We start from the raw sequence: 24162 nt of genomic DNA, 5'->3' as shown, positions 1-24162 counted from the left end.
GGGTCGCCGAATTTCCGGACCAACGCTAGGCCGCGAACGCGACCATTGGTCCCTTTTCTGGCGATTCATGCTCGACCGGTGAGTAGCCAGAGCGCCACCAGCAGGTACGGCAGCACCGCGACCGCGAAGGCAGCCGGGTTGCCCATCGCACCGGCGAGCAGCCCGTACCCGGCGTAGAAGGCGACGATGGTCAGGTCGGTGGCCATTCCGGCGAGCGAGGTGACGGTGGCCCGCGCCGACCCGGTGATCCGGGCCTGGAGCCGCACGTCGGCGAGCACGGTGGCCAGCTGGAACGCGGCGAACGCCGCAGCCAGCAGCACGAACCCCGCCGGGTGCCGCAGCAGCGCCCCGGCCGCCGTCGCCGCGGCCGCGAACACGAGCAGACCGGCGTACCCGCTGTGGGACAGCCGCTCGCCCAGCGGCGCGAGCAGCCCGCCCACAGTCATCCCGGCCCACACCAGCAGGAGCAGCAGCGGTACGCCGACCTCGGCCATGCCGGTGTCGGCGGCCAGCAGCCCGGTGTACTCGTCCAGCCCACCCCAGATCGCTGTGACCGCCGCGACCAGCAGCACGGCGGCGCGGACGCGGCGGTCGGCCCGCACCTCGCGCAGGCCCAGGCGCAGGCTGTCCAGCCAGCCGGGCTCGTCGTCACCCCCGCTCGGGACAGGCGCGGCCGGCGGCTGGCGGTGCTCCGGGAAGCGGGCCGCGACGGCAGCCGCCAGCAGGCACGTGACCACGCTCGCCGCGCCGACAGCGAGGTAGCCGCCGAGCGCGAACACCGGCCCGGCGAGCACCCCTGATCCGACCGCGCCGAGCACCTCGGCGGTGCGGGTCCGGCCGATCAGCCGGGCGTACCGGTCGGCCGCGCCGAGGCGTTCCAACTCGGTGAAGACGAGCGCCTCCAGCGCGCCGGAGCGCAGTGCGCCGCCGGCACCCCAGAGCAGGAAGCCCACGGCGAAGGCCGGATACGACGGCAGCAGCACCCAGAGCGCGAACCCGGCGGCGGCCAGCAGCGGCGCGAGGCAGAGCAGCAGGCGGCGCGACACCGCGTCGGCCCACACGCCGGAGGGCACCTCCAGCACGATGCCGGCGGCCGCCCAGAGCACGAACAGCGAGGAGATCTGCCCGACCGACAACCCGGTGTCGGCGAACAGCAGCACGTAGAGCGGGTAGAGCAGGACGAGGTCGGTGAGGAACGCGTACCCGTAGAGCGTCGCCGCCAGGCGGCGGGTCGCTGGTACGCGGGCAGGAGCGACGAGCATGGAACCTTCCCACGGGACGTGACGGACACCGGTCGGAATGCACGGCGTCCGCGGCGGCCCGCGGCCTCGTCGCTCAGGAAGGCATCAACATCGCCAGGTCATGCCGGGATCCTATCCGCCGCGAGGCGCCCGGGTGGTCCCCCGGCGGGCACGAATTCGGGGCGGGACCGTGTGGTCCCGCCCCGGTTCGTCTCCGCTGTTCGGGTCAGCGGCGGAACTTCTCCACGTCGGCCTGCGGAATGACCATGGTGGCCTCGTTGTCCGCGGCCTGCTCGGCGGTCGGCTGGCGCGGCGTGGTCGGCTGGGTGCGCTCGGAGTCCGCGTACGCCGGAATGTGCTGCGTGGCCTCCGCGCCCGCCTGCGACGGCACCGGCTCGGTGGGGTCCTCACTTGCGGCGGCCGTGGTCGACGGGGTGGCCGGGTACGCCGGCACCGGCTGCGTGCGGTCCGCCTCGGCGTCGCGGCTCACCGGCTGGGTCAGCTCGGACTCCGCGTACGGGCCGGTCGCGGCGAGCCGGGCCTCGACGTCGCGCCGGCCGGCCTGGTAGGCGCGGGCGTGCGTGGCGATGGTGCGCGACTCCTCCTCGGCCCGGGTCAGCCAGTTCTCCCAGCGGCTCTGCATCGGCCGGACCAGCCCGCCGCCGACGCCGACGACCAGGATGCCGCCCACGGTGGCGAGCACCGCGATCAGCACCGGGGTGGTGACGGTGGTGGCGACGCCGATCTGGTTGAGCGCGGCGATGACGCCGAGGCCCAGGATGAACACCGAGGCGAGGTTCGCCAGCACCCGGCCGTACGAGAGGCCACCGAGCGCGCTGGAGATGATGTCCTTCACCGCGCGGGCGATGGCCGCGGCGACCACCACGATGACGATGGCGACGAACGCCCGGGGCAGCCAGGCGATCACGCCGGCGATCAGGTCGGAGATGGGGTTCGGGCCCCAGATGCCGAACGCGAGCTGGAGCGTGACCAGCAGCACCCCGTAGTAGGCAAGCTTCGCGACGATGTCGCTGGCGTCGTACTTCGAGCGGGCCAGCGCGGTCTTGATCCCGCCGCGCTCGACGGCCCGGTCGAAGTGGACCCGCTCCAGCACCTTGTCCACGAGCTTCAGCACGGCCTTGGCGATCAGCCAGCCGACGACCAGGATCGCGGCGAACGCGACCGCCTTGGGCAGGAACAGCATCACCGAACGGAACGCGTCGCCCACCGCGTCCCCGAAGTTGTCTCTCATCGAAGGGCCTCCACGTGCGTGGTCCAGGTTTGTTCGGGTGGGGCTACCCGGACGGGCGCGCGCGGAAACGCGGTCAGCCTCCGGGGCAGCGGTAGACGACGCGGGTGCTGGCCTGCGCCGTCGTCGGTTCGACGATGTTGACGGTGGCGATGCCGGTGGTCGTACCGACCCCGGTGAACGTCCACTTGAGGGTGAGCGCGGCGGTCTGCTGCCCGCTGCCGACCCGTTCGGTGAGCACGGCGCCGGGCGGCGCGTCGGAGCGGAACCACTGGTACCGGATCGTTCCGCCGCGCCCGTTGGTGCGCACGGTGGCCACCACGTCGACAGTCACGTCGCAGGCGACACCGGCCGGCCGGGGCACCGCGACGGTGACCCCCTCGACCTCCAGCGGGCGCAGCCGCTGCCACAGGTAGAGGCCGACAGCCAGCAGCAGCACCACGGTGAGCAGCGTGGACAGCACCGAGACGACGCGACGCCAGGCCGGACGCGGCCGGATCGGCGGCGCGGTGGGCCAGGGCGGCGCGGGCGGCGGCGTCGCCGGCACGCCCGGCCCGAAGCGCAGCTCACCGCCCGGGGCCGGCACGCCACTCACCGCCCGCGCGTGGCCGGTCCGATCCGGGTACGCCCCGGCGCCGGTCGCCGCCGTCCCGGTGGTGTGACCCTGATGCGGTACGCCGGTGGGCTGCCAGGAGGCGGTGGGCTGCCACGATGCGGTCGGTTCCGCGCCGGGGCGCTGGGGCGGTTCCGCGCTCGGACGCGGGTGGACGGTGGCCTGTCCGGTCGCGTTTCCGGCTGACGGGCGCATCTGGACCGTCGCCTCGCCCGCCGAGCCGTCGAGGGCCGGACTCAGACTCACTGTCCGCTCCCCCGCCCTGCTGTCCGGAGCCGCCACGAAGTGAACGGTCGCCTCACCTGTGTCGTCTGCCCGGCCTGGGCGCATGTGCACGGTCGGCTCGGCATCGGGCGGTGTCGCCGTGGCCGAGGCGGCGAGGTCTGCGGTGCGGTCGTCTCCGCCGGGGATCGCCGTCAGGTGGACTGTGGGTTCGGCGGTGGGTGGCTGGGCGGCCCCCGCCCCGGGTAGGTGGACGGTGGGCTCCGACCTGCCGGTCGCCGCAGGGGTGTCGACGGCGAGCCGGACGGTCGGCTCCGCGCTCTCGATGACCAGTGCCGTCGTCGGCTCCCCACCCTCGGCAGCCGGCTCCGCCTGCATGACGGCGAGCGGCACCGTCGAGTCGGCGTCGGCTCGGGGCCGGGTGAGATGAACGGTGGGCTCGGCGGCGTCCGCGTCGCCGGTGAGCGGCAGGGCGCGGGTGGGCAGCGCCTCGGTGGGCTCGTCGGGGCGGGTCACGCCGACCGTCCCCGGGACGGGCTGCGGTGCGGGGCAGCGGGCACTGTCGTACTCCTAGCCGGGGGTGCAGTCGTGGTAGAGCGTCACGTACACCGGTGACGTCGAGGTGGTCGTGTTGCCGGCGGCGTCGGCGGCGGTGACCCGGATGGGGATGCGGGCGCTGCGCTTGGGCGTGGACAGCGGGCCGAGCGTGCCGGTGAACACGCCGCGCCCGGCGGCGGCCATCCGGATCGTGCCGGTGGCGCCGTCGACGGTGTAGACGAAGGTGACCGTGAGCGCGGCCGGGCCGCTGCGGTCGTCGGTGACGGTGGCGGTGACGGTGCTGCTCTTGGCGCCGTAGGGGCAGCCCTTCGGGTCCAGCTCGCCCGGGTCGGCGCTCACGCCGTCCACGACCGGCGCTGTCACGTCCGGTGGCGGCGGGCTGGTGGTGCGCGACGCGCTGGGGGTGGGTGTGCCGGTTCGGGTCGGCGTCCCGGTCGGATCGGGGGTGGCCGACGGCGCGGGAGGTGGCGGCGCGGCGGACACGGTGGACGGGCCGGGTGTCGGTGACGGGCTGGGTGTCTCGGCGCCGGTCGGGTCCGGTACGGGTGCGCCGGTGGTGGCGGGGGCGGCGCTCGCCGGGCCGGTCGGGCCCGCGGCGGACGTGTCGTCGTGGGCGGCGTAGCTGTAGCCTGCGCCGCCGGCCAGGACGGCGGCGGCCAGGGCACCGGCGGCGAGGACGGTACGGGTGCGGCCCTTACGGAACCGTCCGCCCCGGCCGGTGGTGGTCGTGCCGAGTTCGGTGTGCGCGACGGCGGTGGCGCCCTCGGCCCGGTCCGGGAACGGCCACAGCGCGGCCAGCAGCAATGACCGCCGGGCCAGCTCGCGCAGCCCGCGTTCCTCCCATTCCGGGCCGTAGCCGGTTCCGGCGACCCGTTCCAGCAGCTCCAGGAACGCCTCGGCGGACGGCGGGCGCTCGTCGGGGCGTTTGGCCATGCCGTGGCGCAGCAGTTCGTGCACCGGCGGGGGTGCCGCCTCGGCGGGGATCGGCGCGCTGGCGTGCTGGTCGCGCAGGGAGAGCAGGTCCGGTCCCTGGTACGGGGGGCGGCCGGTGAGGCACTCGAAGAACGTGGCGGTGGCGGCGTAGACGTCGCACGCGGGGCCGGCCGGGGCGCCGGTCCACTGCTCGGGGGCCATGTAGCGGGGCGTGCCGGACACTGTGGTGTCGGAGCCCTGGCCGATCGGCATGGCGATGCCGAAGTCGGCGAGTTTGCTCAGCCCGGTGCCGGTGACCAGCACGTTCTCCGGTTTGTAGTCGCGGTGCACGACGCCGTGGGTGTGTGCGGCGGCCAGGCCGGCGAGTGAGCCCTTGAGGACGCAGAGCGCGGCCTCGGGTGTGGTCGGGCCGTGTTCGCGCAGCATCTGGCGCAGTGAGACGCCGTCGACCAGTTCCATCACGATGGCGGCGCCGTACGGGCTCTCCACGTACTCGTAGAGGCGGCTGACGTGCGGGTCGTCGATCTCGCCGAGGAGCCGGGCCTCGGTGCGGAACGCGGTCCGGAACGCCGAGTCCTCGCCCAGGTCGCGGATCAGGTACTTGATCGCGACGGGGGTGCCGGTCGCGTCGTGGGTGGCGAGCACGACGCTGCCCGACGCGCCGGCACCGAGCCGGCGGACCGGGGTGTATCCGGACAGTTCCCAGCCGCTCATGCGACAGACTCCACGGCGTCCCACGGGCGGATGTCGGACGCCGCCTCGCTCGTCACTCTCACCGTGGCGCAGCCGACGGCCATCGCCGCAACGGCTGTTTCCGGACGCCGGTCGGCGCCCGGTTCCCCGCGCGGCGCTGCGCCGCGCGGCAGGTGGTCGGTATCGGACACACCGTCACGATTACCAGACCCCGGCAACAGCCGTCACCTCGTCGATCATGAAGTTGACAGGGACAAAGAGGACGGATCCCGCCGACAACTTCATGATCGACGGAGAGGGGGCACGGCGGGAGCGGGCGGGAGAGGGGGCGCGGGTCAGAAGCGGCGGGGTGCGGGGATGCCTGCGGGGGGCGGGGTGCGGAGCAGCCAGAGGGGGTTGCTCGCGCCCACTATCTCGCCGTCGCGGTCGCGGACCTGGGTGCGGACGTACGTGCCGGCGCCGACGCGCACCGGCAGGTCGTGCCAGCCCTGCCGCAGCTGCCGCCAGGGGACCTGCCCGACCCGGACCGCCGGTGTCGGGTCCGCGACACCGGCCCGGTCGACGTCGCCGGTGACCGTCTCCAGCGTGGCCCCGGCCGGCAGGTCGGTGGCGCGCAGCCGCACCGTGACGGTGTCCTCGGCGAGCAGGGCGAGCGCGCCCATCGCGCTGCGGCCGCCCAGTTCCAGGTCCAGCGCGCCCCGGTAGCCGGTCAGGTCGGCGAACCACGCCTGCCCGGCGCGCAGCGCCGCGACCAGGTCGTCCCGGCCGGTCGAGGCAGCCCACACGGATGTGACGTTGCGGTCCCGGCCGGCCCGCCAGTCGGTGCCGTCGTGGTCGTCGGTGACCCCGACGGCGGTGAGCGGGATCGCGTTGCGGGCCGCCACGTCGTACGCCCAGAGGTGGTCCTCGACCGGCCGGCGTCCGATCTCGATCAGGTCGACGCCGAGCGCGTTCCGGCTGACCAGCAGGCGGGCCAGTGATTCGCGGCGTTCGGTGTCCAGCGGGTGGTTCCAGCACACCACCCCGCCGTGCGCGTGCAGGAACTCCACCATCCGCTCGGTGGCGTCGACGTCGTTGTCCCGGTACGGCGGGGACGGAAAGCGCGGCAGCGTGCCGTCGCCGCCGAACCAGTTGAGGTGCCGCACCATCGACACCTCGTACGCCCGGTGGTGGGTGACGCCGGGGTACGCGCCGTCGTAGCCGCGCAGCACCTCGGCGCGCAGTTCCTCGCCCGCCTGGCCGGCGCGGCGGGCGCGGTCGAAGACGAGCCGGTCCACCAGGTACGCGCCGCGCCCACCGCCGGCCGCTGTCACGCCGAGGCGCAGCCCGCGCAGCGAGTTGTCCCCGGCGACCAGGTCGGGCCAGAGCCGCCGCACGTCGGCGAGCAGATCGAACGTGTGCCGCCGCCAGGCGCCGGGCGGGGCGGGCAGCTCGACGGTGCCGTGCCGGCCGTCGACAGTGTGCCGGACCGCGTCCACGCCGCCGAGGCGGTAGCGCAGCACGAGCTGCCCGGCGGGCCGGCCGGGTCCGGCCGGGTGGTGCGACAGCGCGAGCTCCACGGTGAGCGTGGCGTGCCGGCCCGCCGCTTCGGGGCGTACGTCGAGATGCAGTGTGGTGTCGGAGATGTTGGCGGTGTGCGTCCAGTTCCACGCCTTGCCCGCGTACCAGAGGGTGCCGGAACCGGCGGCGGTGAGGCGCAGCGCGCGGCCCGGGCCGTCGGGGGCGTCCGGCGCGTCCACGAAGTCGGCGGCCGAGGCGGTCAGCCGTCCCTCGGCGGCGGGCTGCCAGGTCCAGGCGAGGCCGCCCTCGCGTTCCTCCGGGCCGTCGAAGTGGACGACCCGGCGGTGGTCGTGGGCGGCCACCCGGAAGTCGTGGTCGGTCCACCACAGCACGTCGACGCCGTTGCGGCGGGCCTGGTCGAGGTGGGCGGCGTAGCTGGCCACGCCCTCGCTGAACGAGGCGTGCAGGTGCATCGCCATGCTGACCGGCCGCCGGCCGCGCGGCGGGGGCGGCGGCCCGTCGTTCGTGGCGGCCAGCCCGATCGGCACGCCGATCCCGGCGACCGCCAGCCCGCCCGCGGCGACGAGCACGCTGCGCCGGTCCAGCCGCCCTCGACCCGCCATGCCACTCCCCCGTCCGCCGGGGCCAGCGTACGGGCGGAAGCTCAGCGCGGGGGCACCGCCACCCGGGCGGCGAGCGGGCGTCCGGCCAGCCGCCGGATCGTCAGGTACGCCTCGCAGCCGAGGCAGAGCCCGAACGCGGCGTTGAGGAAGGCGGCGGCCAGCGCCGCGCCGGTGGCGGCCAGGCCGAGCGCGGGCAGCCCGGCGAACCAGCCGGCCGCGCCGACGACGCTGAAGACCAGGCCGACGACCTGGGCGAAGCGCACCGGCGCGACCGGCTCCAGCTCCGCCGGCGGGTCCAGCCGGGGCGCCACCAGGGCGCGGAACAGCAGGCCGTACGGGCCGACGCGCGGGTTCAGGGCGGTGAGCGCGAACACGACGGCCTGGGCGAGCAGGAGCAGCCCGGAGCCGGTGACGAGGACGATCGCGAGGACGACTGTGGTGAGGACGGCGGCGAAGCGCGGTCCCCGGGGGTCGAGCAGCATGGGGTGGGTCCGTTCGTGCGGGGGGCGGTCGGTCAGGCGGGACGCGCCGCCGCACAGAGGCTCGTGGCGAGCCGGCCGTGGTCCACCACCCGGCGGCGGGTCAGCCGTACGCCGGTCATCGCGCCGCCCCGGCCGTGAGCGCGGCGATCAGGTCGTCGCGGTCGGGCACGCCGGCGGCCCGGCGCACCACGCGGCCTGCGGCGTCCACCACCAGCACCGTCGGGGTACGCCACACGTCCAGTTCCCGGGCCGCGTCGAGGTGTTCGTCCACGCCCACCTCCAGCACCGCGATCCCGTCGAGGCGGGCGGCGACGTCGGCGAGCACCCGGCGGGCGGCCCGGCAGGGCGCGCAGACCGGGGCGGAGAACTGCACCAGCGTGACCTCGCCGGGGCGTACCCCGAGGGCGGTGAGGGTGGCCCGGTGCGGCGCGTCGGCGCCCGGTGGGCGCTTCCGGACGGCGCGCAGCCGCCCGTCGTGGCGGCGGCGCCACCAGCCGAACGCGGTGGCGGCCGCGAGCACCGCGACGAGCACGACGATCCCGGTCGGGCTGGGCGACTGCACGGGCCCAGGCTGCCACGGCGGGTCGCGGAAGGCCATGGTCCGTCCCGGTCAGCGGACGTGAGATCGCCTACTCCGGTGGTAGGAGCAACCGGCTCACCGGCCGGTGAACGTCGCTTTTGTCCTCTGGCGCGCCGCGCGAGCTTGGCAATATTCTCCACCACGCGCGCAGTCGTTGCAGTTCCTTTACATCGCCCGGCGCCGGCCGGGCCATCGAGGAGGCGAGATGCACTTCGACCACCCCGAGCTGGACCGCCGTACGCTGCTGCGGGCCGGTCTCGGCGCCGCCGCGGTCGCGGTCGTCGGCAGTGAGCTCGCCCTGCCGGGCACCGCGCAGGCCGCGCCGGGCGCGGACCTCGACTGGATCATCAGCTGCGACGAGTGGGCCGCCCGGCCGCCGGCCGACCCGCTGTCGGTGAGCGCGATCCCGACCAACAAGATCATCGTGCACCACATGGCGTTCCCGAACGTCACGGACTACTCCGAGGAGCACGCCAAGCAGCTCGCCCGCGACTGCCAGGACCTGCACATGGACGGCAACGGCTGGTCCGACACCGGGCAGCACTTCACTGTGAGCCGCGGCGGTCACGTCCTGGAGGGACGCCACGGCAGCCTGGACCGGCTGCGCGCCGGCGACCGGCAGATGATCGCCGCGCACTGCCCGGGCGAGAACGGGCGGGCCATCGGCATCGAGAACGAGGGCACCTACGTCTCCGAGACGCCGCCGGAGGAGTTGCTCAACTCCCTCGCCCGGCTGTGCACAGCGATCTGCCGGCAGTACGGGCTGCACGCCCACGACGTCTTCGGTCACTGGGACTTCCGCGCCACGCTCTGCCCGGGCGCGATGTTCTACCGGGAGTTCCCGGCGCTGCGCCGCGCGGTGTTCAAGAAGCTCGGCACGAAGCTGGGCGACGTGCCGGCCCGCCGCTGGCCGGACATCTGGCGCTTCGTCGGCGGCCCGGTGGTCCGGGTCGCGCAGTACCTGCTCACGTTCCGCGGCTACACCGTGCCGGTGACGGGCGTGTTCGACGCGGCCACGGTCGCGGCCGTGCAGGACTGGCAGGCGCGCAACGGCATCCCGGTCGACGTCGACGCCACGCTCACGGCGCCGACGTGGGAGACCCTGGCCCCGGAGCTGGACCAGAAGTCGTCGGGCGTCCCGGTGGTGGCCGCGCAGTTCATGCTCGCCTCCAAGGGCTACGCCGAGGTCACCCCGACCGGCGAGTACGACCACGCCACCCGCACTGCGGTGAAGGACCTCCAGCGCCTGCACGGACTACCGCCCAACGGCAAGATCAGCACCACTACCTGGTGCGCGCTCGTGGGGGGTGTGGTGCGCCAGTCGTTCCGCAAGCACTGACGGCGCACCGGCGGGGAGAGCGGTGGGGGTGGCAACGGCGCCACCCCCACCGCGTCGTTGCGGGATGGAACGCGACGAAACGTCGGCATTGACGACTGGTGAACGACGGCTATCCCGGACGGCGGTGGTGCGCCGATCATTGCCCGCAGATAGATATGAGTCATTCTCACCTCCGGGCAGAACGCCCGGGCGCGGAGGCCGAGACGCCGTCAGCCGGGCGTACCGAACGGCCCTACTCCGCGTCCCCCGGAGGATCGCCATGCCATTACCCGCCATCCGTGCCCGCCTCGCGGCGCTCACCGCCGCCGCCCTCACCGCGAGCGTCCTGACGGTCATCGCGCCGGCACCGGCGCTCGCCGCCACCACGTTCACCCCCGACGACTACTGCCTCGGCCAGTGCGCCGACATCCTGCCCCCCGGGCAGAACGGCAACGCCACACTCGCCGGCATCCTGGCCCACCAGGCGCTCGGCACCCGTCCCGCGCACTCCAGCGACCAGCTCGACGAGTACGCCAACCTGGTCTACAACTACGCCGGGCTGACCGACGAGCAGATCGCCCACTTCTACAACGACGCTTCCTTCGGCGTCCCCGACGCCCAGGTCGAGAGCAGGATCTCGCCACGCTCGGACGTCACCATCGTGCGGGACAAGGCCACCGGCGTCCCGCACGTCACCGGCACCACCCGCGCCGGCACCATGTTCGGCGCCGGGTACGCCGGCGCCCAGGACCGGCTCTGGGTGATGGACCTGCTGCGGCACGTCGGCCGCGGCAACGTCAGCTCGTTCGCCGGCGGCGCGCCGGGCAACCGGGAGCTGGAGCAGAGCGTCTGGGCCAACTCGCCCTACACCGAGGCGGACCTCCAGGCCCAGGTCGACGCGCTGCGCCTCAAGGGCACCCGGGGCCAGCAGCTCTACACCGACGTCGTCGACTACATCGCCGGCATCAACGCCTACATCGACAAGTCGATCGCCGACGACAACTACCCCGGCGAGTACGTGCTCACCGGCGCCGGGAAGCCGAAGCACTTCACCATGACCGACCTGATCGCCACCGCCGGTGTCATCGGCGGGCTGTTCGGCGGGGGCGGCGGCAGCGAGATGCAGTCCGCGCTGGTCCGGGTGGCCGCCCGGGCCAAGTACGGCCCGACCGAGGGCGACCGGGTCTGGACGGCGTTCCGCTCGCAGAACGACCCGGAGACCGTGCTGACGCTGCACGACGGGCAGAGCTTCCCGTACGGCGCGACGCCGCCCGGCGCGACCAGCGCGGTGCTGCCGGACGCCGGGACGGTGGTCGCCGAGCCGCTCGCGTACGACGCCACCGGCGGAGCCGCCGCCCGCACCGGCAGCAGCGCCGCCACCAAGGACCTGGTCGGTGGCCTGTTTAACCTGCGGGCGCACGGCATGTCCAACGCGGTAGTGGTCTCCGGCCGGCACACCACCACCGGCAACCCGGTGGCCGTGTTCGGCCCGCAGACCGGCTACTTCGCGCCGCAACTGCTCATGCTCCAGGAACTCCAGGGGCCGGGCATCAGCGCACGCGGCGCGGCGTTCGCCGGGCTGAACCTCTACGTGCTGCTCGGCCGCGGCCAGGACTACGCGTGGAGCGCCACCTCCGCCTCCCAGGACCTGACCGACACGTACGCCGTGCCGCTGTGCACCACCGACGGCAGCGCGCCGACACTGCGCTCCAACAGCTACCTCTACCGCGGCCAGTGCCTCGCCATGGAGGTGCTGGAGAAGCGCAACTCCTGGTCGCCGACGCTCGCCGACTCCACCCCGGCCGGCGCGTACACGCTGCGCTCGCTGCGCACCAAGTACGGGCTGGTGGCCTACCGCGGGCTGGTGAACGGGCAGCCCACCGCGTTCACCAAGCTGCGCTCCACCTACCGGCACGAGGCCGACTCCGCGATCGGCTTCCAGGCGTACAACGACCCGGCGGCGATGGGCAGCGCGGCGGCGTTCCAGGCGTCCGCGGCCAGCGTCGGGTACGCGTTCAACTGGTTCTACGTCAACTCGACCGAGGCGGCGTACTACAACTCCGGCTCCAACCCGGTCCGCCCGTCCGGGCTCGACCCGAACCTGCCCGCGAAGGCGGAGCCGGCGTACGAGTGGGCCGGCTGGAACCCGGACACCAACGACGCCACGTACGCCCCGGCGTCGGCCCACCCGCAGTCGGTCAACCAGGACTACTACGTCAGCTGGAACAACAAGCAGGCGCGTGACTTCGGCGCGGCCGACGGCAACTTCAGCTACGGCGCGGTGCACCGGGGTCAGCTGCTCGACGGTCCGGTGCGCGCGGCGATCGCCCAGCGCAAGGTCGGCCGCGCCGACATCGTGCGGATCACCGCCGAGGCGGCGGTGACCGACCTGCGCGGCCAGCAGGTCCTCGGCGAACTGCTGCGGGTGCTCGACAGCACGCCGGTCACCGACCCGGCGCTGGCCGCCGCGGTGACCAAGCTGCGGGCCTGGCAGCAGGCCGGGTCGCGGCGGGTGGAGACGTCACCCGGCTCGAAGGTCTACCAGCACGCCGAGGCCATCCGGATCTTCGACGCCTGGTGGCCGCTGCTCACCTCGGCGCAGTTCCGTCCCGGGCTCGGCCCCGACCTGTACGGCGCGCTCGTCGGCGCCCTCCAGGTCAACGAGGCGCCCTCGGGCGGCCAGAACGGCGCCCGCGACGGCACCGTGAACTGGGCGGCGCAGGGCCAGGCCCACAAGGGCTCGGCGTTCCAGTACGGCTGGTGGGGTTACGTCGACAAGGACCTGCGGGCCGTGCTCGGCGACCCGGTGGCCGGCGGGCTCGGACGCACGTACTGCGGCAACGGCAACCTGGGCGCGTGCCGGCAGTCGCTGCTCGACACGCTCGGTCAGGCCGCGGCGGCGCCGGCGACCACCGTCTACCCGGGCGACTCGTCCTGCGGGGCGGGCGACCAGTGGTGCGCGGACTCGATCGCCCAGTCCGGGCTCGGCGGCATCACCCACCCGCTGATCGCCTGGCAGAACCGGCCCACGTACCAGCAGGTCGTCTCGTTCCCGGCGCGCCGGGGCGACGCGGTGACCAACCTGGCGCAGGGCCGTACCGCCACCGCGTCCAGCACGCAGTTCCTGACCAGCAACACCCCGGCGAAGGCGGTGGACGGCAGTCTCGGCACCCGGTGGGCCAGCAGCTACAACGACAACCAGTGGCTGCGGGTGGATCTCGGATCGGCCCGGACGATCAGCCGGGCGGTGCTGCGGTGGGAGGCCGCGTACGCCACCGGCTACCGGATCGAGGTCTCCGGTGACGGCAACTCCTGGCAGCCGGTGTTCAGCACCACCGCCGGCAACGGCGGCGTCGACAACGTGACGTTCGCCCCGGTCAGCGCACGCTACGTGCGGATGTACGGCGTCACGCGGGCCACCTCGTACGGCTTCTCGCTCTACGAGTTCGAGGTCTACGGACGGTGACCGCACGCGACCGGCCGACGGGGACTCCCGCCGGCCGGTCGTCGTGTCCGGGCAGGTCAACACCGTCGATTCGAACACGTGTGCGAAGATGGCGGGGTGTCGAGCGAGGCCACCATCCTGCACGCCGACCTGGACGCGTTCTACGCCTCGGTCGAGCAGCGCGACGACCCCCGGCTGCGCGGCCGGCCGGTGATCGTCGGCGGCGGCGTGGTGCTCGCGTGCAGCTACGAGGCCAAGGCCCGGGGCGTGCGCAGCGCGATGGGCGGCCGGCAGGCGCGGCGGCTCTGCCCGGACGCGATCGTGGTGCCGCCCCGGATGGCCGCGTACACGGCCGCCAGCCGGGCGGTGTTCGAGATCTTCCGGCACACCACCCCGCTCGTCGAAGGGCTCAGCATCGACGAGGCGTTCCTCGACGTGGGTGGGCTGCGGCGGCTCTCCGGAGCGCCGGCCGCCGTCGCGGCCACGCTGCGGGAACGGGTACGCCGCGAGGTCGGCCTGCCGATCACCGTCGGCGTGGCCCGGACGAAGTTCCTGGCGAAAGTGGCCAGCGGCGTGGCGAAGCCGGACGGGCTGCTGGTGGTCGAGCCGGACCGGGAACTGGCGTTCCTGCACCCGCTGCCTGTCGAACGGCTGTGGGGCGTCGGCCCGGTCACCGCCGCGCGGCTGCGCGACCGCGGCATCCGTACCGTCGGGCAGGTGGCCCGGCTGGACGAGCCGGCGCTGGTGTCGCTGCTCGGCGCGGGCGCCGGGCGGCACCTGCACGCCCTGGCGCACAACCGCGACCCCCGGGCGGTGCAGGTGGGCCGCCGCCGCTCCTCGATGGGCGCGCAGCACGCGCTGGGACGCGGCCCGCACTCCCCCGCCGACCTGGACGCGGTGCTGGCCGGGCTGGTCGACCGGGTCACCGGGCGGATGCGCGCGGCCCGGCGCACCGGCCGCACGGTGACGTTGCGGCTGCGCTTCGCCGACTACACGCGGGCCACCCGGTCGCACACCATCGACGAGCCGACCGCGCAGACCGGGCCGTTGCGGGCCGCCGCCCGTGACCTGCTGCGCGCCGCGCTGCCGCAGATCGCGGAACGGGGCGTCACGCTTCTCGGCGTGTCGGTGGGCAACCTGGGCAGCGGGCACACCCAGCTCACCCTGCCGTTCACCGCCGAACCCGGCCCGGCGCTGGACGCCGCCGTCGACGCGGTGCGGGACCGCTTCGGCTCGCGGGCGCTGACCCGCGGCGTGCTGCTCGGCCGCGACCCGGGCGTCGAGATGCCCCGGCTGCCGGACTGACCGCCCGGCCTCCTCCCGGAGTAGGAGACGGGCTCCGACCCGTGGCCGCGGGTGCGGCCTCCGGGCGGGCGCGACCGGCCCGGCCCGTCACGAGCATCTACAGGCATGACTACCCTGCGGAACCGGGCGGCCGGATGGCACCGCCCCCTGATGCTCCTCGTGTCCGCGATGGCGGTGCTCACCGTCGTCGCCGCGGTCGGCGTCGTGGCCGACCCGCGCGTGCTCACCGGCGCGCCCATCTGGCTCAAGCCGCTGAAGTTCGCGATCTCGTTCGTGCTCTACGGCGTCACGCTCGCCTGGATGCTGTCCCTGCTGCCACGACGCAGCCGGGCGGCCGAGCGGGCCGCCACCGTGATCGTGGCCATGTCCGTGCTGGAGATGGTCGTCATCGTGGGTCAGGTGCTCCGGGGCACCACCAGTCACTTCAACGGCACCACGACGCTGAACGCGGTGCTGTTCGACGTCATGGGCGTGGCGATCACCGTGTTGTTCGCGGCCCAGTTCGTGCTGGCGGTCGTGCTGGCCCGCCGGTCCCTTCCGGACCGGGCCGGCGGGCACGCGGTCCGGCTCGGTCTCGCCGTGTCCCTGCTCGGCATGCTCGTCGCGTTCCCGATGGTGGTGCAGCGCCCGGCCGGCGCGGCCGCCGGGATCAGCGGCGCGCACAGCGTCGGTGTGCCCGACGGCGGCCCGGGGCTGCCGCTGCTCGGGTGGAGCACCACCGGCGGTGACCTGCGCGTCGGGCACTTCGTCGGGATGCACGCGTTGCAGGCGCTGCCGCTGCTGGCGATCCTGCTCGACCGGTTCCTCGGCGCGCGGCTGGACGAGCTGACCCGGGCCCGGCTGGTGCTCGTCGGCGGCGCCGCGTACGCCGGGCTCACCCTGCTGGTGACCGGGCAGGCGTTGCGCGGGCAGCCGCTGGTGGCCCCGGACGCGCTCACGCTCGCCGCGGCGGGGGTGCTGGTGGCGGCCACGGCGACGGCCACCACGCTGGTGCTGGCCCGCCGCAGCCCGCGTACCGGTGTGGTGCTGGTCGGATGAGCACCACGGTCTCCGGCCCGCTCGGCCCGGCGGTCCACCTCGGACCGCCGGGCGGGTGGCGGCGGCCGGTGAACGCGGTGGCCTCCGGCCGCACCGGTTGCCTAGGCTGACGCCGTGGCCTGGGTCGGTCGGCTGTTCGACGCGCGCGACACGCTCGCGCGGATTCTGCTGCTGGACCTCAGCGGCATCGGCTACCTGGTCTTCGGCGCGCACGGCGGCCCGGCCGCCACCGGTACGCAGTGGGCGCTGGCGGTCCCGGCGTTCGTGCTGGCGCTGCTGTGCCACCGCCGTCCGCTGCTGAACCTGCTGATCCAGGCGGTCCTGCTGGTCGCCGCGCTCGTCCTGGTCGACGACGTGATGATCAACCAGGTCGGTGCGAGCTGGGCGCTGCTGGAGCTGACGATGCGGGCCACCCGGCCCCGCACCGTCTGGCTGGGCGCCGGGCTGCTCGCCGTCGTCGACCTGACCAGCCTGATCGGCGAACCGGTCCGCGCGGCGCTCACCGGCCTGTTCGGGCTGGCCGTCACCGTCGGCCTGCCGCTGCTGCTCGGGCTGGTCGTGCGGACCACCCGGGAACTCGGGCGGCAGGTCGAGGAGCGGGCCGAGGCGGAACGGCGACGGCGCGAGTCGGAGAGCCGGGCGGCCCGTGCCGACGAGCGCGGCGCCATCGCCCGGGAACTGCACGACGTGCTCGCGCACCACGTCGCGTCGATGGTGCTACGGGTCGGCGTGGCCCGGCACGTGCTGCCGGACCTGGACCCCCGGGTCGGCGAGGTGTTCGACGACGTGCACGCCACCGGCACGGCCGCCCTGACCGACCTGCGGCGGCTGGTGGCGGTGCTGCGCGACCCGGACGGCCTCCGCGGCGACGCCGCCCTGACCGCGATCGAGCCGACGGCGCTGCCGGCCGCGCTCGGCGCGGCGGTCGACCGGGCCCGGCAGGCAGGCGTCGTGGTGGAGGCCGACATCGACCCCGCGGTCGGCACGCTCGACGCGGTACGCGGCCAGGCGGTGCTGCGACTGACCCAGGAGGCGTTGACGAACGTGGCGAAACACGCCGGCGCGGCGGCCCGCGCACACCTGACCGTGTCGGTCGAGGACGGCGCGGTGCACTGGACGGTGACCGACGACGGGCGGGGCGCCGCGCCGGCCGGGGTGCCCACCGGCGGCGGCCACGGCATCGTCGGGATGCGGGAGCGGGTCGAGGTGCTCGGCGGGCGACTGGAGGCCGGGCCCACCGGGTCCGGCTGGCGGGTCCGGACCGTGCTGCCCCCGGCCGAGTCCGCCCACCGGGCGCCCCGGCCCCGGGCGGGCACGCCGGAGCCGGCGTGATCCGGGTGCTGCTGGTCGACGACCAGCACCTCATCCGGGCCGGCCTGCGGATGCTCTGCGACGCCCAGCCCGACCTCGAGGTCGTCGGCGAGGCCGACAACGGCCGGGACGCGGTCGCCCTCGCCGCGCGGCTGCGACCCGACGTGGTGGTGATGGACCTGCGGATGCCCGGCGTCGACGGGATCACCGCGACCAGCCGGATCCTCGCCGACCGGCCCGCCACCCGGATCATGGTGCTCACCACGTTCGGCGACGACGACCACCTCTACCCCGCGCTCACCGCCGGTGCCTGCGGGTTCCTGCTCAAGGACGCGCCCCCGGCCGACCTGCTCGACGGCGTCCGCCGCGCCGCCGCCGGGGACAGCCCGTTCAGCCCGGACGTCCTGCGCCGGCTGGTCGAACGCGCGGTGCACGCCCGCGCCGGCGCGCCCCGGCGGACGGCCGACCTGACCGCGCGCGAACAGGACGTGCTGGACCTGGTCGCCGACGGCCTGTCGAACACCGAGATCGCCGACCGGCTGCACATCGGGGTGACCACGGTGAAGACGCACATCACCAGCCTGATGACCAAGACCGGCAGCGCCAACCGGGTACGCCTGGCGCTGTGGGCGCGCGGCGGCTGACCCGGTCACTCCTCGATCGCGCCGCCCACCGCCCGCAGGTGCGCCCGGAACGTCAGCGCCGGGTCCGCCTCCCGGGCCGCCAGGTACGCGCCGAACCCGACCTGCGCGCGCAGCGACTCCCCGGCCCGGATCCGGTCGGCCTGCCGCCGTTCGGTGTCCCGGATGGACTCGGCCAGGTCGAACAGTTCCCCGGCCCGATCGGCGGGTACGAACAGCACACCGTCGTCGTCGGCCAGCGCCAGATCCTGCGGGCCGACGGTGAACGGCCCGACCATGGCGTGCTCCAGCGCACCGTCCGGACGCGGGTCCAGCTCCAGGGGCCCGCTCGGGGTGGCGCCGAGGCTGAACACCGGCAGCCCGACCGCGACCAGGTCCGCGGTGTCCCGGTGCGCGCCCCACACCACCAGCCCGGCCAGGCCGGCGGCCCGCGCCTCCAGCACCACCAGGTCGCCGACGCAGGCCCGGTCGGTGCGCCCGCCGTCGTCGACGACGAGCACGTCCCCCTCGGCGGCCTGCTCGATCGCCTCCAGGAAGACGTCCACGCTGCCGGCGTGCCGGGCCGGGCGGACCCGGCCGGCCAGGCGCCGCCCGGGCAGCACCGGGACGACGGCGGCCGGGGCGCAGCGGACGGGGACACCGGCGCGCAGGCAGGCGTCGGCGACGTGCGCGGTGGTGAGCGCGGCGAAGCGGGCGGCCGGTGCGTCCTGACGGATGTCCATGCGCCGACGCTAACCAGCCGGACCGGCTCGGGCAGGTGCCAGTTCACGCCCGGTGGCCTTCGGCTGGTGCCGTCCGGCGGGCCGGCGCGGGACCGGCCGGCTCATCCGGGCCCGGACCGGCGGGCGCGCCTCCGCCTCCCCCGCCCCGGCGGCCCGGCGCACTGTGCCGTTGGCGTCCTCGGGCCGGCAGCCGGTGGCCCGCAGCAGCTCGCTCTGCCCGGTCCGCAGGTCGCTGATCATCGCCTCGCCGTAGGTGCGCACGCCCTGCGACCAGGCGCGCCCGGCCAGCTCGGCGCCCTGCCGGACCAGCTCCCGGGTGCGTTCCAGATCCTCTCCGGACTTGCAGGCCCGCTTCAGCTCCCGCACCGCCTCGCCGAGGCGGGCCACCGCGTCGGGCAGCGCGGGCGGGATCGGCTCGTCGTACTGCAACGCGGTGGCGGAGCGGCGGGCGATCGAGCGGGCGTACAGGAGCAGCCGTTCGAGGTGCTGGGTCGCGTCGGCGTACCTGTGGAACTGGGCGCGGCGGTGCCAGCGGGCCGGCGCGATGGTGACCACCTCCTCGGCCCCGCTGAGCGCGTCGTTGAGCCGCCCGATGTCCGGTTCGAGCCCGCGCAGGTCCTCCAGGGCGCGCTGGGCCGCGTCGGCGTCCCGCCGGGTCAGCGCGTGGGCGACGGCGTCGAGCTGCTCGGTGAGCCGGGCGACCACCGGTTCCACCGCCCGGTCCAGCACGCGGATCGGGTTGACCGGCAGCAGCAGCGCCACCACGAACAGACCGACCAGGCCGCCGACCAGCGCATCGAAGATGCGGGGCAGCTCCAGGCCGGGCTGCACCGGCGCGAGCGTGGCGATCAGCACCGCCGTGCCGCCGGCCTGGCCGACGAGCGCGCCGCCGCGCCCGGCCACCAGCAGGGCGGTGGCGATGGCGAGCGTGACCACCAGGCCGGTCTGCCAGGAACCGCTGCCGAGCAGCGCGCGCAGCAGGTCACCGACCACGATGCCGAGGCCGACGCCGACGAGCAGCTCGAACGTGCGACGGGCGCGCTGGCCGATGGCGGTGGCGATGGTGCCGACCGCGGCGGCGGGAGCGAAGACGTGCGCGCCGGAGCCGAGCAGCTCCTGGGCGAGCAGCGCGGCGAGCGCCGCGGCCAGCCCGGCCTGCGCGGAGATCACCACGGTGATCTCCAGCTGGCGCAGCCGGTTCCGGCCGGCCGCGCCGCCCTGGGCGCGGGCCCGGGAGAGCGCGAGACCGCCCCGCTCGACCGCCCGGTCCAGGGGCGAGCGGACGGTGTCGGCGCGGCGGTCGGTCATGACGGCGGTTACCCGGCTCCGGGCCGGTGAATCGTCTGCCGCGCTCCCGCGCGCCGTGGGCGGGTCAGCGGCGGTACGTGCGGTCGAGCAGGTCGAACAGCGCCGTCCAGTGCCGCTGCGTGGCCTGCTCGTCGTACATCGGGGTGTCCGACTGGGTGTAGCCGTGGCGGGCGCCGGCGTACACCTCGGAGCGGTAGGTCACCCCGGACGCGTCCAGCGTCTTCTCCAGCGTGGCGATCTGCTCGGCGGTCATCGACGGGTCGGCGTCGGCGTGCCCGAAGTAGAGTTCGCCGGTCACCGCGCCGACGGCCAGGTGCGGGCTGTCCGGGGCGTCGGTGACCACCCGGCCGGCGTGGAACGCGGCCACCGCGGCGATCCGGTCCGGGAGCGCCTCGACGGCGCGCAGCGCGTTCGTGCCGCCCATGCAGTAGCCGGTGATCGCCGCCGGACCCGGCGCGACGTCCGGACGGGCGGCGAGAAAGTCCAGGTAGGCGGCCGTGTCGCGGGCCACCGCGTCCGGCGTCAACGCGGCCATCATCGGCCCGATGCTCTCGAACAGGGCGCCCCGGCGGCTGTCGTCGGCGAGCGCGCCGAGGTCGATCAGCGGGGCGCGCCCGGCGCGGTGGAACAGGTTGGGGGCGAGCACCACGTACCCGCGCTCGGCGATCGTGGCGGCCATCTCCGCGACCCGGGGCCGCAGCCCGAACGCGTCCATGAACAGCAGCACGGCCGGGAAGGGCCCGCCGGTCCCCGGCGTGGCCAGGTAAGCGTCGGCGGTTCCGTCGGGGGTGGGCACGTCCACGGTCGTCGGCTGCACTGCCGGGCCTCCTCGCTGCGGGTTCCGCGCTGCAGGCTACCCCCCGGCCCGGCGGCCGTTTGCGGAGGTCCAGCGTGGGAATCCGGCGATCCCGGCGGAGGAAGGCGGCGAGATGGACCAGGACCAGTTCATCGGCGCGGTGGCCCAGCGGTGCGGCGCGTCCGCGGAGCAGGCCACCGCGATCACCCGGGCGACGTTGACCACGCTGGCCGAGCGCATCGACGGCGGGGAGGCCCGCGACCTCGCCGACCGGCTGCCGGAGGCGCTGCGGGCGTACGCGTTCGGCCCGGCCGAGGACGCCGAGCCGTTCGGGCTCGACGTGTTCGTGGAGCGGGTGAGCGGACGCGCCGACGTGGACGTGGACGCCGCCCGGGACGGGGTCACGGCGGTCTTCGACGTACTGCGCGACGCCGTCGACCCGGCCGTCTACGCCCAGGTCGTCGGGCAGCTCCCGGCCGAGTACGGCGACGTGGCCGACCAGAGCGCCCCGTACGTACGGCGCTCGGCGTGACGGGGACGCGATGAGCGAGGACGCGCTGCGCCGCCCGCCCGAGGCCGACGCGCAGGAGCAGCGGCAGGACGAGACGCTCGTCGGGCCGCCCGACACGGTCGACGCGGCGGTGCCCGAGGCGAGCGAGGCGGACCTGGCCGAGCAGGGCGTGCTGCGCCCGCCGAGCGACCGGGCCGGCCTGGGCGAGTCGGTGCGCGACGACCTCACCGCCGCCGACGCGGTGGAGCAGAACACGGAGATCCCGCTGCCCGACGAGGAGCACTGGGCCTGACGGTCAGTGATCCGGGCTGTCCGCCCGGGCCATCAGCCGCAACGCGTTCGGGTCCAGGCCGATGCGGACCGGCGTCTGCCCGTACGGCTCGCCGTCGACCTCGATGCGGGCCGGCCGGTCGGTGTCCAGCCACAGCTGGCGTACCGCCAGGAACGGCTCGTCGCCGAGGGTGCGGCGGTGGCCGGCCGCCGCGTTGCGCGCCGTCTCGCGCAGCAGCCCGCGCCGGGTCGGCCCACCCACCGGGTACGCGACCAGCAGCCGGTCGTCGGCGGTGGCGTCGGCGGTGATGGGCCGGCCGGCGTGGAAGCCGCCGTTGGCCACGTACACCTGGTGGGTGGTGAACGTGTGCTCGCGGCCCTCGGCGCGGACCGTCACGGCCAGCGGCCGGTGCCGGGCGAGCAGCCCCAGCCCGGTCAGCGGGTACGCGAGCCGCCCGACGACCCGCTTCAGCCCCGGCGGCGCGGCCTGCATGATGTCGGCGGACAGCCCGATCCCGACGTGGTTGGTGAACCGGGTGTCACCGATCAGGCCCAGGTCGACGTCGATCACCTTGCCGTCGGTGAGCACCGCGATCGCCGCGTCCAGGTCGAGCGGGACGCCGACGGTGCGGGCGAAGTTGTTAGTGGTGCCCAGCGGCAGCAGGCCCATCGCGACGTCCCGGTGGGCGAGCAGCCGGGCCGCCGCGCCGACGGTGCCGTCGCCGCCGCCGGTGACCAGCAGGTCCGGCCCGAGGTCGGCGGCCTCGGCGAGTACCCGGTCCAGCTCGCCGGGCCGGTCCACCGGGTACGCGCCGAGCAGCGTGAAACCGGCCGCCCGCAGGCGTGCGTGCACGGTGTCGTACAGCCGGCGGCCGCGGCGGGAGTGGGCGTTGACCACGAGCGCCGCCCGCCGTCGTTCCCGGATCGCCGTCGACAGCTCCTGCTTGGTCCGCACGGTTGCGACCCTATCCGCTGCGGCGGCGACGGATCGGCGCACGGGTGGACGACATCGGTTATCGTCGCGACGGCCATGATCGTCGATCTTCGAGGGTGGATGTCCAGATGAGTCAGCCGGCCGCGCCGCAGGCGACAGCACCAGTGCCCCCGCCCACGCCGCCGTACCGGCCGTCGCGAGTCCTGATCGGGCTGGCGCTGACCGTTCCGGCGGTGATCGCCTGGGTCTGGTCGTACGTCCTGCCCACGCTGTCCACTGCGGCCCGCAGCTTCCAGGCGGACGGGCCGCGCCGCTCGGGCGAGTCGGTCGGCACGGCGAACTACGAGGCCGCCTTCACCGACGGGGTGGTCGGGCAGATCGGGTTCGCGGTGCTGCTCGGCCTGGTCCCGCTTGCGGTGGCGCTGATCGCGGCGCCGCTGCTCGCGGTCCTCGCCGACCGGGCCGGCCGGGCCGCCCGCCTGGTGACACGGGGCGTGCTCGCACTGCCGCTCGCCGCGTACGCGCCGGTCGCCGTGCTCCTCGGCCTGCGCGCCGAGGGCATCGAGGACGGCACCCTCGCCCGGGACCTGCAGTCCCCCCGGCTGTTCCTCACCTCGGCACTGGCGCAGGTGACGTTCGGGCTGGTCGTCGCGGTGGCCGCGACGCTGTACCTGAGCGCGCTGCGCCGCCGCGAGCCCGGCGACCGGCCCGCGTCCGCCGTGCTCGCCGTCGGCGGGCTGCTCACCCTGGGCGTTCTCGCCACCGCCCTGCAGACGTACGCCGCCCCGGCGCTGCTGACCGCCGGCGGGCCGCGCGGGGACTCCGCCACCCCGGTGTTCGCCACCGTGCAGGGCGCCTTCCGGACGATGCGCTTCGGTCTCGGATCCGCCACGTCGACGCTGCTGCTGGTGCTGCTCGGGATGCTCGGGCTGGCCGCGGCAGGGCTCGTCCTGGCCACCCGGCTGCGGATCGAGTTCGACGGCTGGCGGGACCGGCCGGCCGTCGGGGCGGCGGAGTCCTCCCCCGGCCGCCGGCCGCTGTTCGCCGCGCTGGTCGCGGTCGCGCTCCTGGTCGTCGTCGGCGTGACCGTCTGGGCGTCGCTGCCGTGGCTGCGGAACTCCTCCTCCGGCACCGGGCGTCTACCGGCCGCGGTCGAGACCTCGACGGTGCTCGTCAACACCTGGCTGCCGCCGCTGCTGTCCACGCTCGTCGCGGTGGGCGTCGCGGCGCTCGCCGGGTTCGGCATCGGCGCGCTGCGCCCGCTGGGGCGCTTCAGCGAGCTGCTGCTGGTGCCGTTCGCGCCGTGGCTGTTCGTCGGCGTCGGCCCGCTGGCAATCGCCGGCTACGAGCGCACCCAGGAGTCCGGGCAGCTGGGCTCGTTCCTCGGCCTGGTCCCGCCGGTCTGGCTGTCGGTGCCCGCGCTGTTCGCGTTCACGCTGCTCTTCCGGGGCCAGCACGCCCGGTGGCGCTCCGGCGGCGGCACCGGCCGTACGCTGCTCCTGCCGGCGCTGCCGATGCTGGCCGTGACCGCGCTGCCGACCTGGCTGGCGCACGCCCAGGCGCCACTGTGGGCGATGCTCGTGAGCCGGGGTCCGGACAGCATGACCGCGCCGGTGCTGGTGCAGATGCTCGCCGACCGCCGCTTCGGCGCCGACGGCGGGCCTCCGCTGGGCCTGGTCATGCCGCTTCCCCTGCTGGTGCTGTACGTGCTGCTGTTCGCCGCGCTCATGGTCGGCTACCTGGAGCGGCTCGCGATCCGCGTCGGGCGGCCGACCGACGTGCAGCCGACGCCCGCCGGGGCGGATCCGTCCGTCCGCAAGGTCACCGCGTAGGGAAACCCCCGATTACGGCCGGTGACGGCGCGCCTAG

Annotated in this window: 20 protein-coding genes; 9 read left to right on the top strand and 11 right to left on the bottom strand. The window is 75.1% G+C overall.

Annotated elements, in window-relative coordinates; genetic code table 11:
* Nucleotides 1-65 precede the first annotated feature (65 nt).
* The 7 genes from ML5_RS25355 to ML5_RS25325 all read right to left on the bottom strand — a co-directional run bounded on the left by ML5_RS25355 (nucleotide 66) and on the right by ML5_RS25325 (nucleotide 8676).
* The gene (locus tag ML5_RS25355; RefSeq protein ID WP_013476701.1) at nucleotides 66-1262 is read right to left on the bottom strand and encodes an MFS transporter; all 1197 of its coding nucleotides are present in this window, start codon (nucleotides 1260-1262) and stop codon (nucleotides 66-68) included.
* Between the two features lie 205 nt (nucleotides 1263-1467).
* The gene (locus tag ML5_RS25350) at nucleotides 1468-2493 is read right to left on the bottom strand and encodes a hypothetical protein (protein ID WP_013476700.1); all 1026 of its coding nucleotides are present in this window, start codon (nucleotides 2491-2493) and stop codon (nucleotides 1468-1470) included.
* Nucleotides 2494-2566: 73 nt separating this feature from the next.
* Entirely contained in the window at nucleotides 2567-3841 is a 1275-nt protein-coding gene (locus ML5_RS25345) for a hypothetical protein (RefSeq protein WP_013476699.1), read from the bottom strand.
* 54 nt (nucleotides 3842-3895) lie between these two features.
* Nucleotides 3896-5530, bottom strand: coding sequence for a serine/threonine-protein kinase (locus tag ML5_RS25340; RefSeq protein WP_013476698.1), 1635 nt, complete (start codon nucleotides 5528-5530; stop codon nucleotides 3896-3898).
* Nucleotides 5531-5844: 314 nt separating this feature from the next.
* Nucleotides 5845-7632, bottom strand: a complete 1788-nt coding sequence (locus ML5_RS25335; RefSeq protein ID WP_013476697.1) for a hypothetical protein — start codon at nucleotides 7630-7632, stop codon at nucleotides 5845-5847.
* Nucleotides 7633-7673: 41 nt separating this feature from the next.
* Entirely contained in the window at nucleotides 7674-8114 is a 441-nt protein-coding gene (locus tag ML5_RS25330; protein ID WP_013476696.1) for a DUF4395 domain-containing protein, read from the bottom strand.
* Between the two features lie 115 nt (nucleotides 8115-8229).
* Entirely contained in the window at nucleotides 8230-8676 is a 447-nt protein-coding gene (locus ML5_RS25325; RefSeq protein ID WP_232236745.1) for a thioredoxin family protein, read from the bottom strand.
* Nucleotides 8677-8899: 223 nt separating this feature from the next.
* Between ML5_RS25325 and ML5_RS25320 the strand changes: the two genes are divergently transcribed.
* From ML5_RS25320 to ML5_RS25295, 6 genes are all read left to right on the top strand, one after another.
* The gene (locus ML5_RS25320; RefSeq protein WP_013476695.1) at nucleotides 8900-10033 is read left to right on the top strand and encodes an N-acetylmuramoyl-L-alanine amidase; all 1134 of its coding nucleotides are present in this window, start codon (nucleotides 8900-8902) and stop codon (nucleotides 10031-10033) included.
* A 259-nt stretch (nucleotides 10034-10292) separates the two neighbouring features.
* Complete coding sequence (locus ML5_RS25315) at nucleotides 10293-13478, top strand: penicillin acylase family protein (RefSeq protein WP_013476694.1); 3186 nt, start codon at nucleotides 10293-10295, stop codon at nucleotides 13476-13478.
* A gap of 96 nt (nucleotides 13479-13574) precedes the next feature.
* Nucleotides 13575-14762, top strand: coding sequence for a DNA polymerase IV (gene dinB, locus ML5_RS25310; RefSeq protein WP_013476693.1), 1188 nt, complete (start codon nucleotides 13575-13577; stop codon nucleotides 14760-14762).
* Nucleotides 14763-14867: 105 nt separating this feature from the next.
* Nucleotides 14868-15800, top strand: a complete 933-nt coding sequence (locus tag ML5_RS25305; protein WP_013476692.1) for a hypothetical protein — start codon at nucleotides 14868-14870, stop codon at nucleotides 15798-15800.
* Nucleotides 15801-15914: 114 nt separating this feature from the next.
* Entirely contained in the window at nucleotides 15915-17132 is a 1218-nt protein-coding gene (locus ML5_RS25300) for a sensor histidine kinase (protein ID WP_013476690.1), read from the top strand.
* Nucleotides 17129-17755, top strand: a complete 627-nt coding sequence (locus ML5_RS25295; protein ID WP_013286463.1) for a response regulator transcription factor — start codon at nucleotides 17129-17131, stop codon at nucleotides 17753-17755. The genes ML5_RS25300 and ML5_RS25295 overlap by 4 nt, the downstream gene beginning before the upstream one ends.
* Before the next feature lie 5 nt (nucleotides 17756-17760).
* Here the strand turns inward: ML5_RS25295 and ML5_RS25290 are convergent, their stop codons facing one another.
* The 3 genes from ML5_RS25290 to ML5_RS25280 form a co-directional block, all read right to left on the bottom strand.
* The gene (locus ML5_RS25290) at nucleotides 17761-18474 is read right to left on the bottom strand and encodes an RraA family protein (RefSeq protein WP_013286464.1); all 714 of its coding nucleotides are present in this window, start codon (nucleotides 18472-18474) and stop codon (nucleotides 17761-17763) included.
* A gap of 9 nt (nucleotides 18475-18483) precedes the next feature.
* Nucleotides 18484-19782 carry an aromatic acid exporter family protein gene (locus ML5_RS25285; protein WP_013286465.1) on the bottom strand — a complete coding sequence of 433 codons (1299 nt, stop codon included), beginning with the start codon at nucleotides 19780-19782 and terminating at the stop codon, nucleotides 18484-18486.
* 64 nt (nucleotides 19783-19846) lie between these two features.
* Nucleotides 19847-20599: a dienelactone hydrolase family protein gene (locus ML5_RS25280; protein ID WP_013476689.1), complete on the bottom strand. Its 753-nt coding sequence runs from the start codon at nucleotides 20597-20599 to the stop codon at nucleotides 19847-19849.
* 112 nt (nucleotides 20600-20711) lie between these two features.
* Between ML5_RS25280 and ML5_RS25275 the strand changes: the two genes are divergently transcribed.
* Both ML5_RS25275 and ML5_RS25270 read left to right on the top strand, forming a co-directional pair.
* Complete coding sequence (locus tag ML5_RS25275) at nucleotides 20712-21110, top strand: DUF2267 domain-containing protein (protein ID WP_013286467.1); 399 nt, start codon at nucleotides 20712-20714, stop codon at nucleotides 21108-21110.
* A gap of 10 nt (nucleotides 21111-21120) precedes the next feature.
* Nucleotides 21121-21381 (top strand): hypothetical protein, encoded by a 261-nt coding sequence (locus tag ML5_RS25270; protein WP_013476688.1) that lies wholly within the window; start codon nucleotides 21121-21123, stop codon nucleotides 21379-21381.
* A gap of 3 nt (nucleotides 21382-21384) precedes the next feature.
* Here the strand turns inward: ML5_RS25270 and ML5_RS25265 are convergent, their stop codons facing one another.
* Complete coding sequence (locus ML5_RS25265; protein ID WP_013286469.1) at nucleotides 21385-22314, bottom strand: diacylglycerol kinase family protein; 930 nt, start codon at nucleotides 22312-22314, stop codon at nucleotides 21385-21387.
* Nucleotides 22315-22421: 107 nt separating this feature from the next.
* Between ML5_RS25265 and ML5_RS25260 the strand changes: the two genes are divergently transcribed.
* The gene (locus tag ML5_RS25260; RefSeq protein ID WP_013476687.1) at nucleotides 22422-24125 is read left to right on the top strand and encodes a sugar ABC transporter permease; all 1704 of its coding nucleotides are present in this window, start codon (nucleotides 22422-22424) and stop codon (nucleotides 24123-24125) included.
* Nucleotides 24126-24162 lie beyond the last annotated feature (37 nt).

Origin of the sequence: Micromonospora sp. L5 (assembly GCF_000177655.2) — a bacterium.
GTDB classification, from domain to species: domain Bacteria; phylum Actinomycetota; class Actinomycetes; order Mycobacteriales; family Micromonosporaceae; genus Micromonospora; species Micromonospora aurantiaca.
Note: the sequence above shows the minus strand (reverse complement) of the source record. Positions and strands in the feature narration are given on the sequence as shown.

Excerpts from the sequence above, each read along its gene's own strand:
- ML5_RS25355 (WP_013476701.1), bottom strand. The coding sequence starts at position 1,262 with ATGCTCGTCGCTCCTGCCCGCGTACCAGCGACCCGCCGCCTGGCGGCG.
- ML5_RS25350 (WP_013476700.1), bottom strand. The coding sequence starts at position 2,493 with ATGAGAGACAACTTCGGGGACGCGGTGGGCGACGCGTTCCGTTCGGTG.
- ML5_RS25340 (WP_013476698.1), bottom strand. The coding sequence starts at position 5,530 with ATGAGCGGCTGGGAACTGTCCGGATACACCCCGGTCCGCCGGCTCGGT.
- ML5_RS25335 (WP_013476697.1), bottom strand. The coding sequence starts at position 7,632 with ATGGCGGGTCGAGGGCGGCTGGACCGGCGCAGCGTGCTCGTCGCCGCG.
- ML5_RS25330 (WP_013476696.1), bottom strand. The coding sequence starts at position 8,114 with ATGCTGCTCGACCCCCGGGGACCGCGCTTCGCCGCCGTCCTCACCACA.
- ML5_RS25320 (WP_013476695.1), top strand. The coding sequence starts at position 8,900 with ATGCACTTCGACCACCCCGAGCTGGACCGCCGTACGCTGCTGCGGGCC.
- ML5_RS25315 (WP_013476694.1), top strand. The coding sequence starts at position 10,293 with ATGCCATTACCCGCCATCCGTGCCCGCCTCGCGGCGCTCACCGCCGCC.
- ML5_RS25305 (WP_013476692.1), top strand. The coding sequence starts at position 14,868 with ATGACTACCCTGCGGAACCGGGCGGCCGGATGGCACCGCCCCCTGATG.
- ML5_RS25290 (WP_013286464.1), bottom strand. The coding sequence starts at position 18,474 with ATGGACATCCGTCAGGACGCACCGGCCGCCCGCTTCGCCGCGCTCACC.
- ML5_RS25285 (WP_013286465.1), bottom strand. The coding sequence starts at position 19,782 with ATGACCGACCGCCGCGCCGACACCGTCCGCTCGCCCCTGGACCGGGCG.
- ML5_RS25275 (WP_013286467.1), top strand. The coding sequence starts at position 20,712 with ATGGACCAGGACCAGTTCATCGGCGCGGTGGCCCAGCGGTGCGGCGCG.
- ML5_RS25270 (WP_013476688.1), top strand. The coding sequence starts at position 21,121 with ATGAGCGAGGACGCGCTGCGCCGCCCGCCCGAGGCCGACGCGCAGGAG.
- ML5_RS25260 (WP_013476687.1), top strand. The coding sequence starts at position 22,422 with ATGAGTCAGCCGGCCGCGCCGCAGGCGACAGCACCAGTGCCCCCGCCC.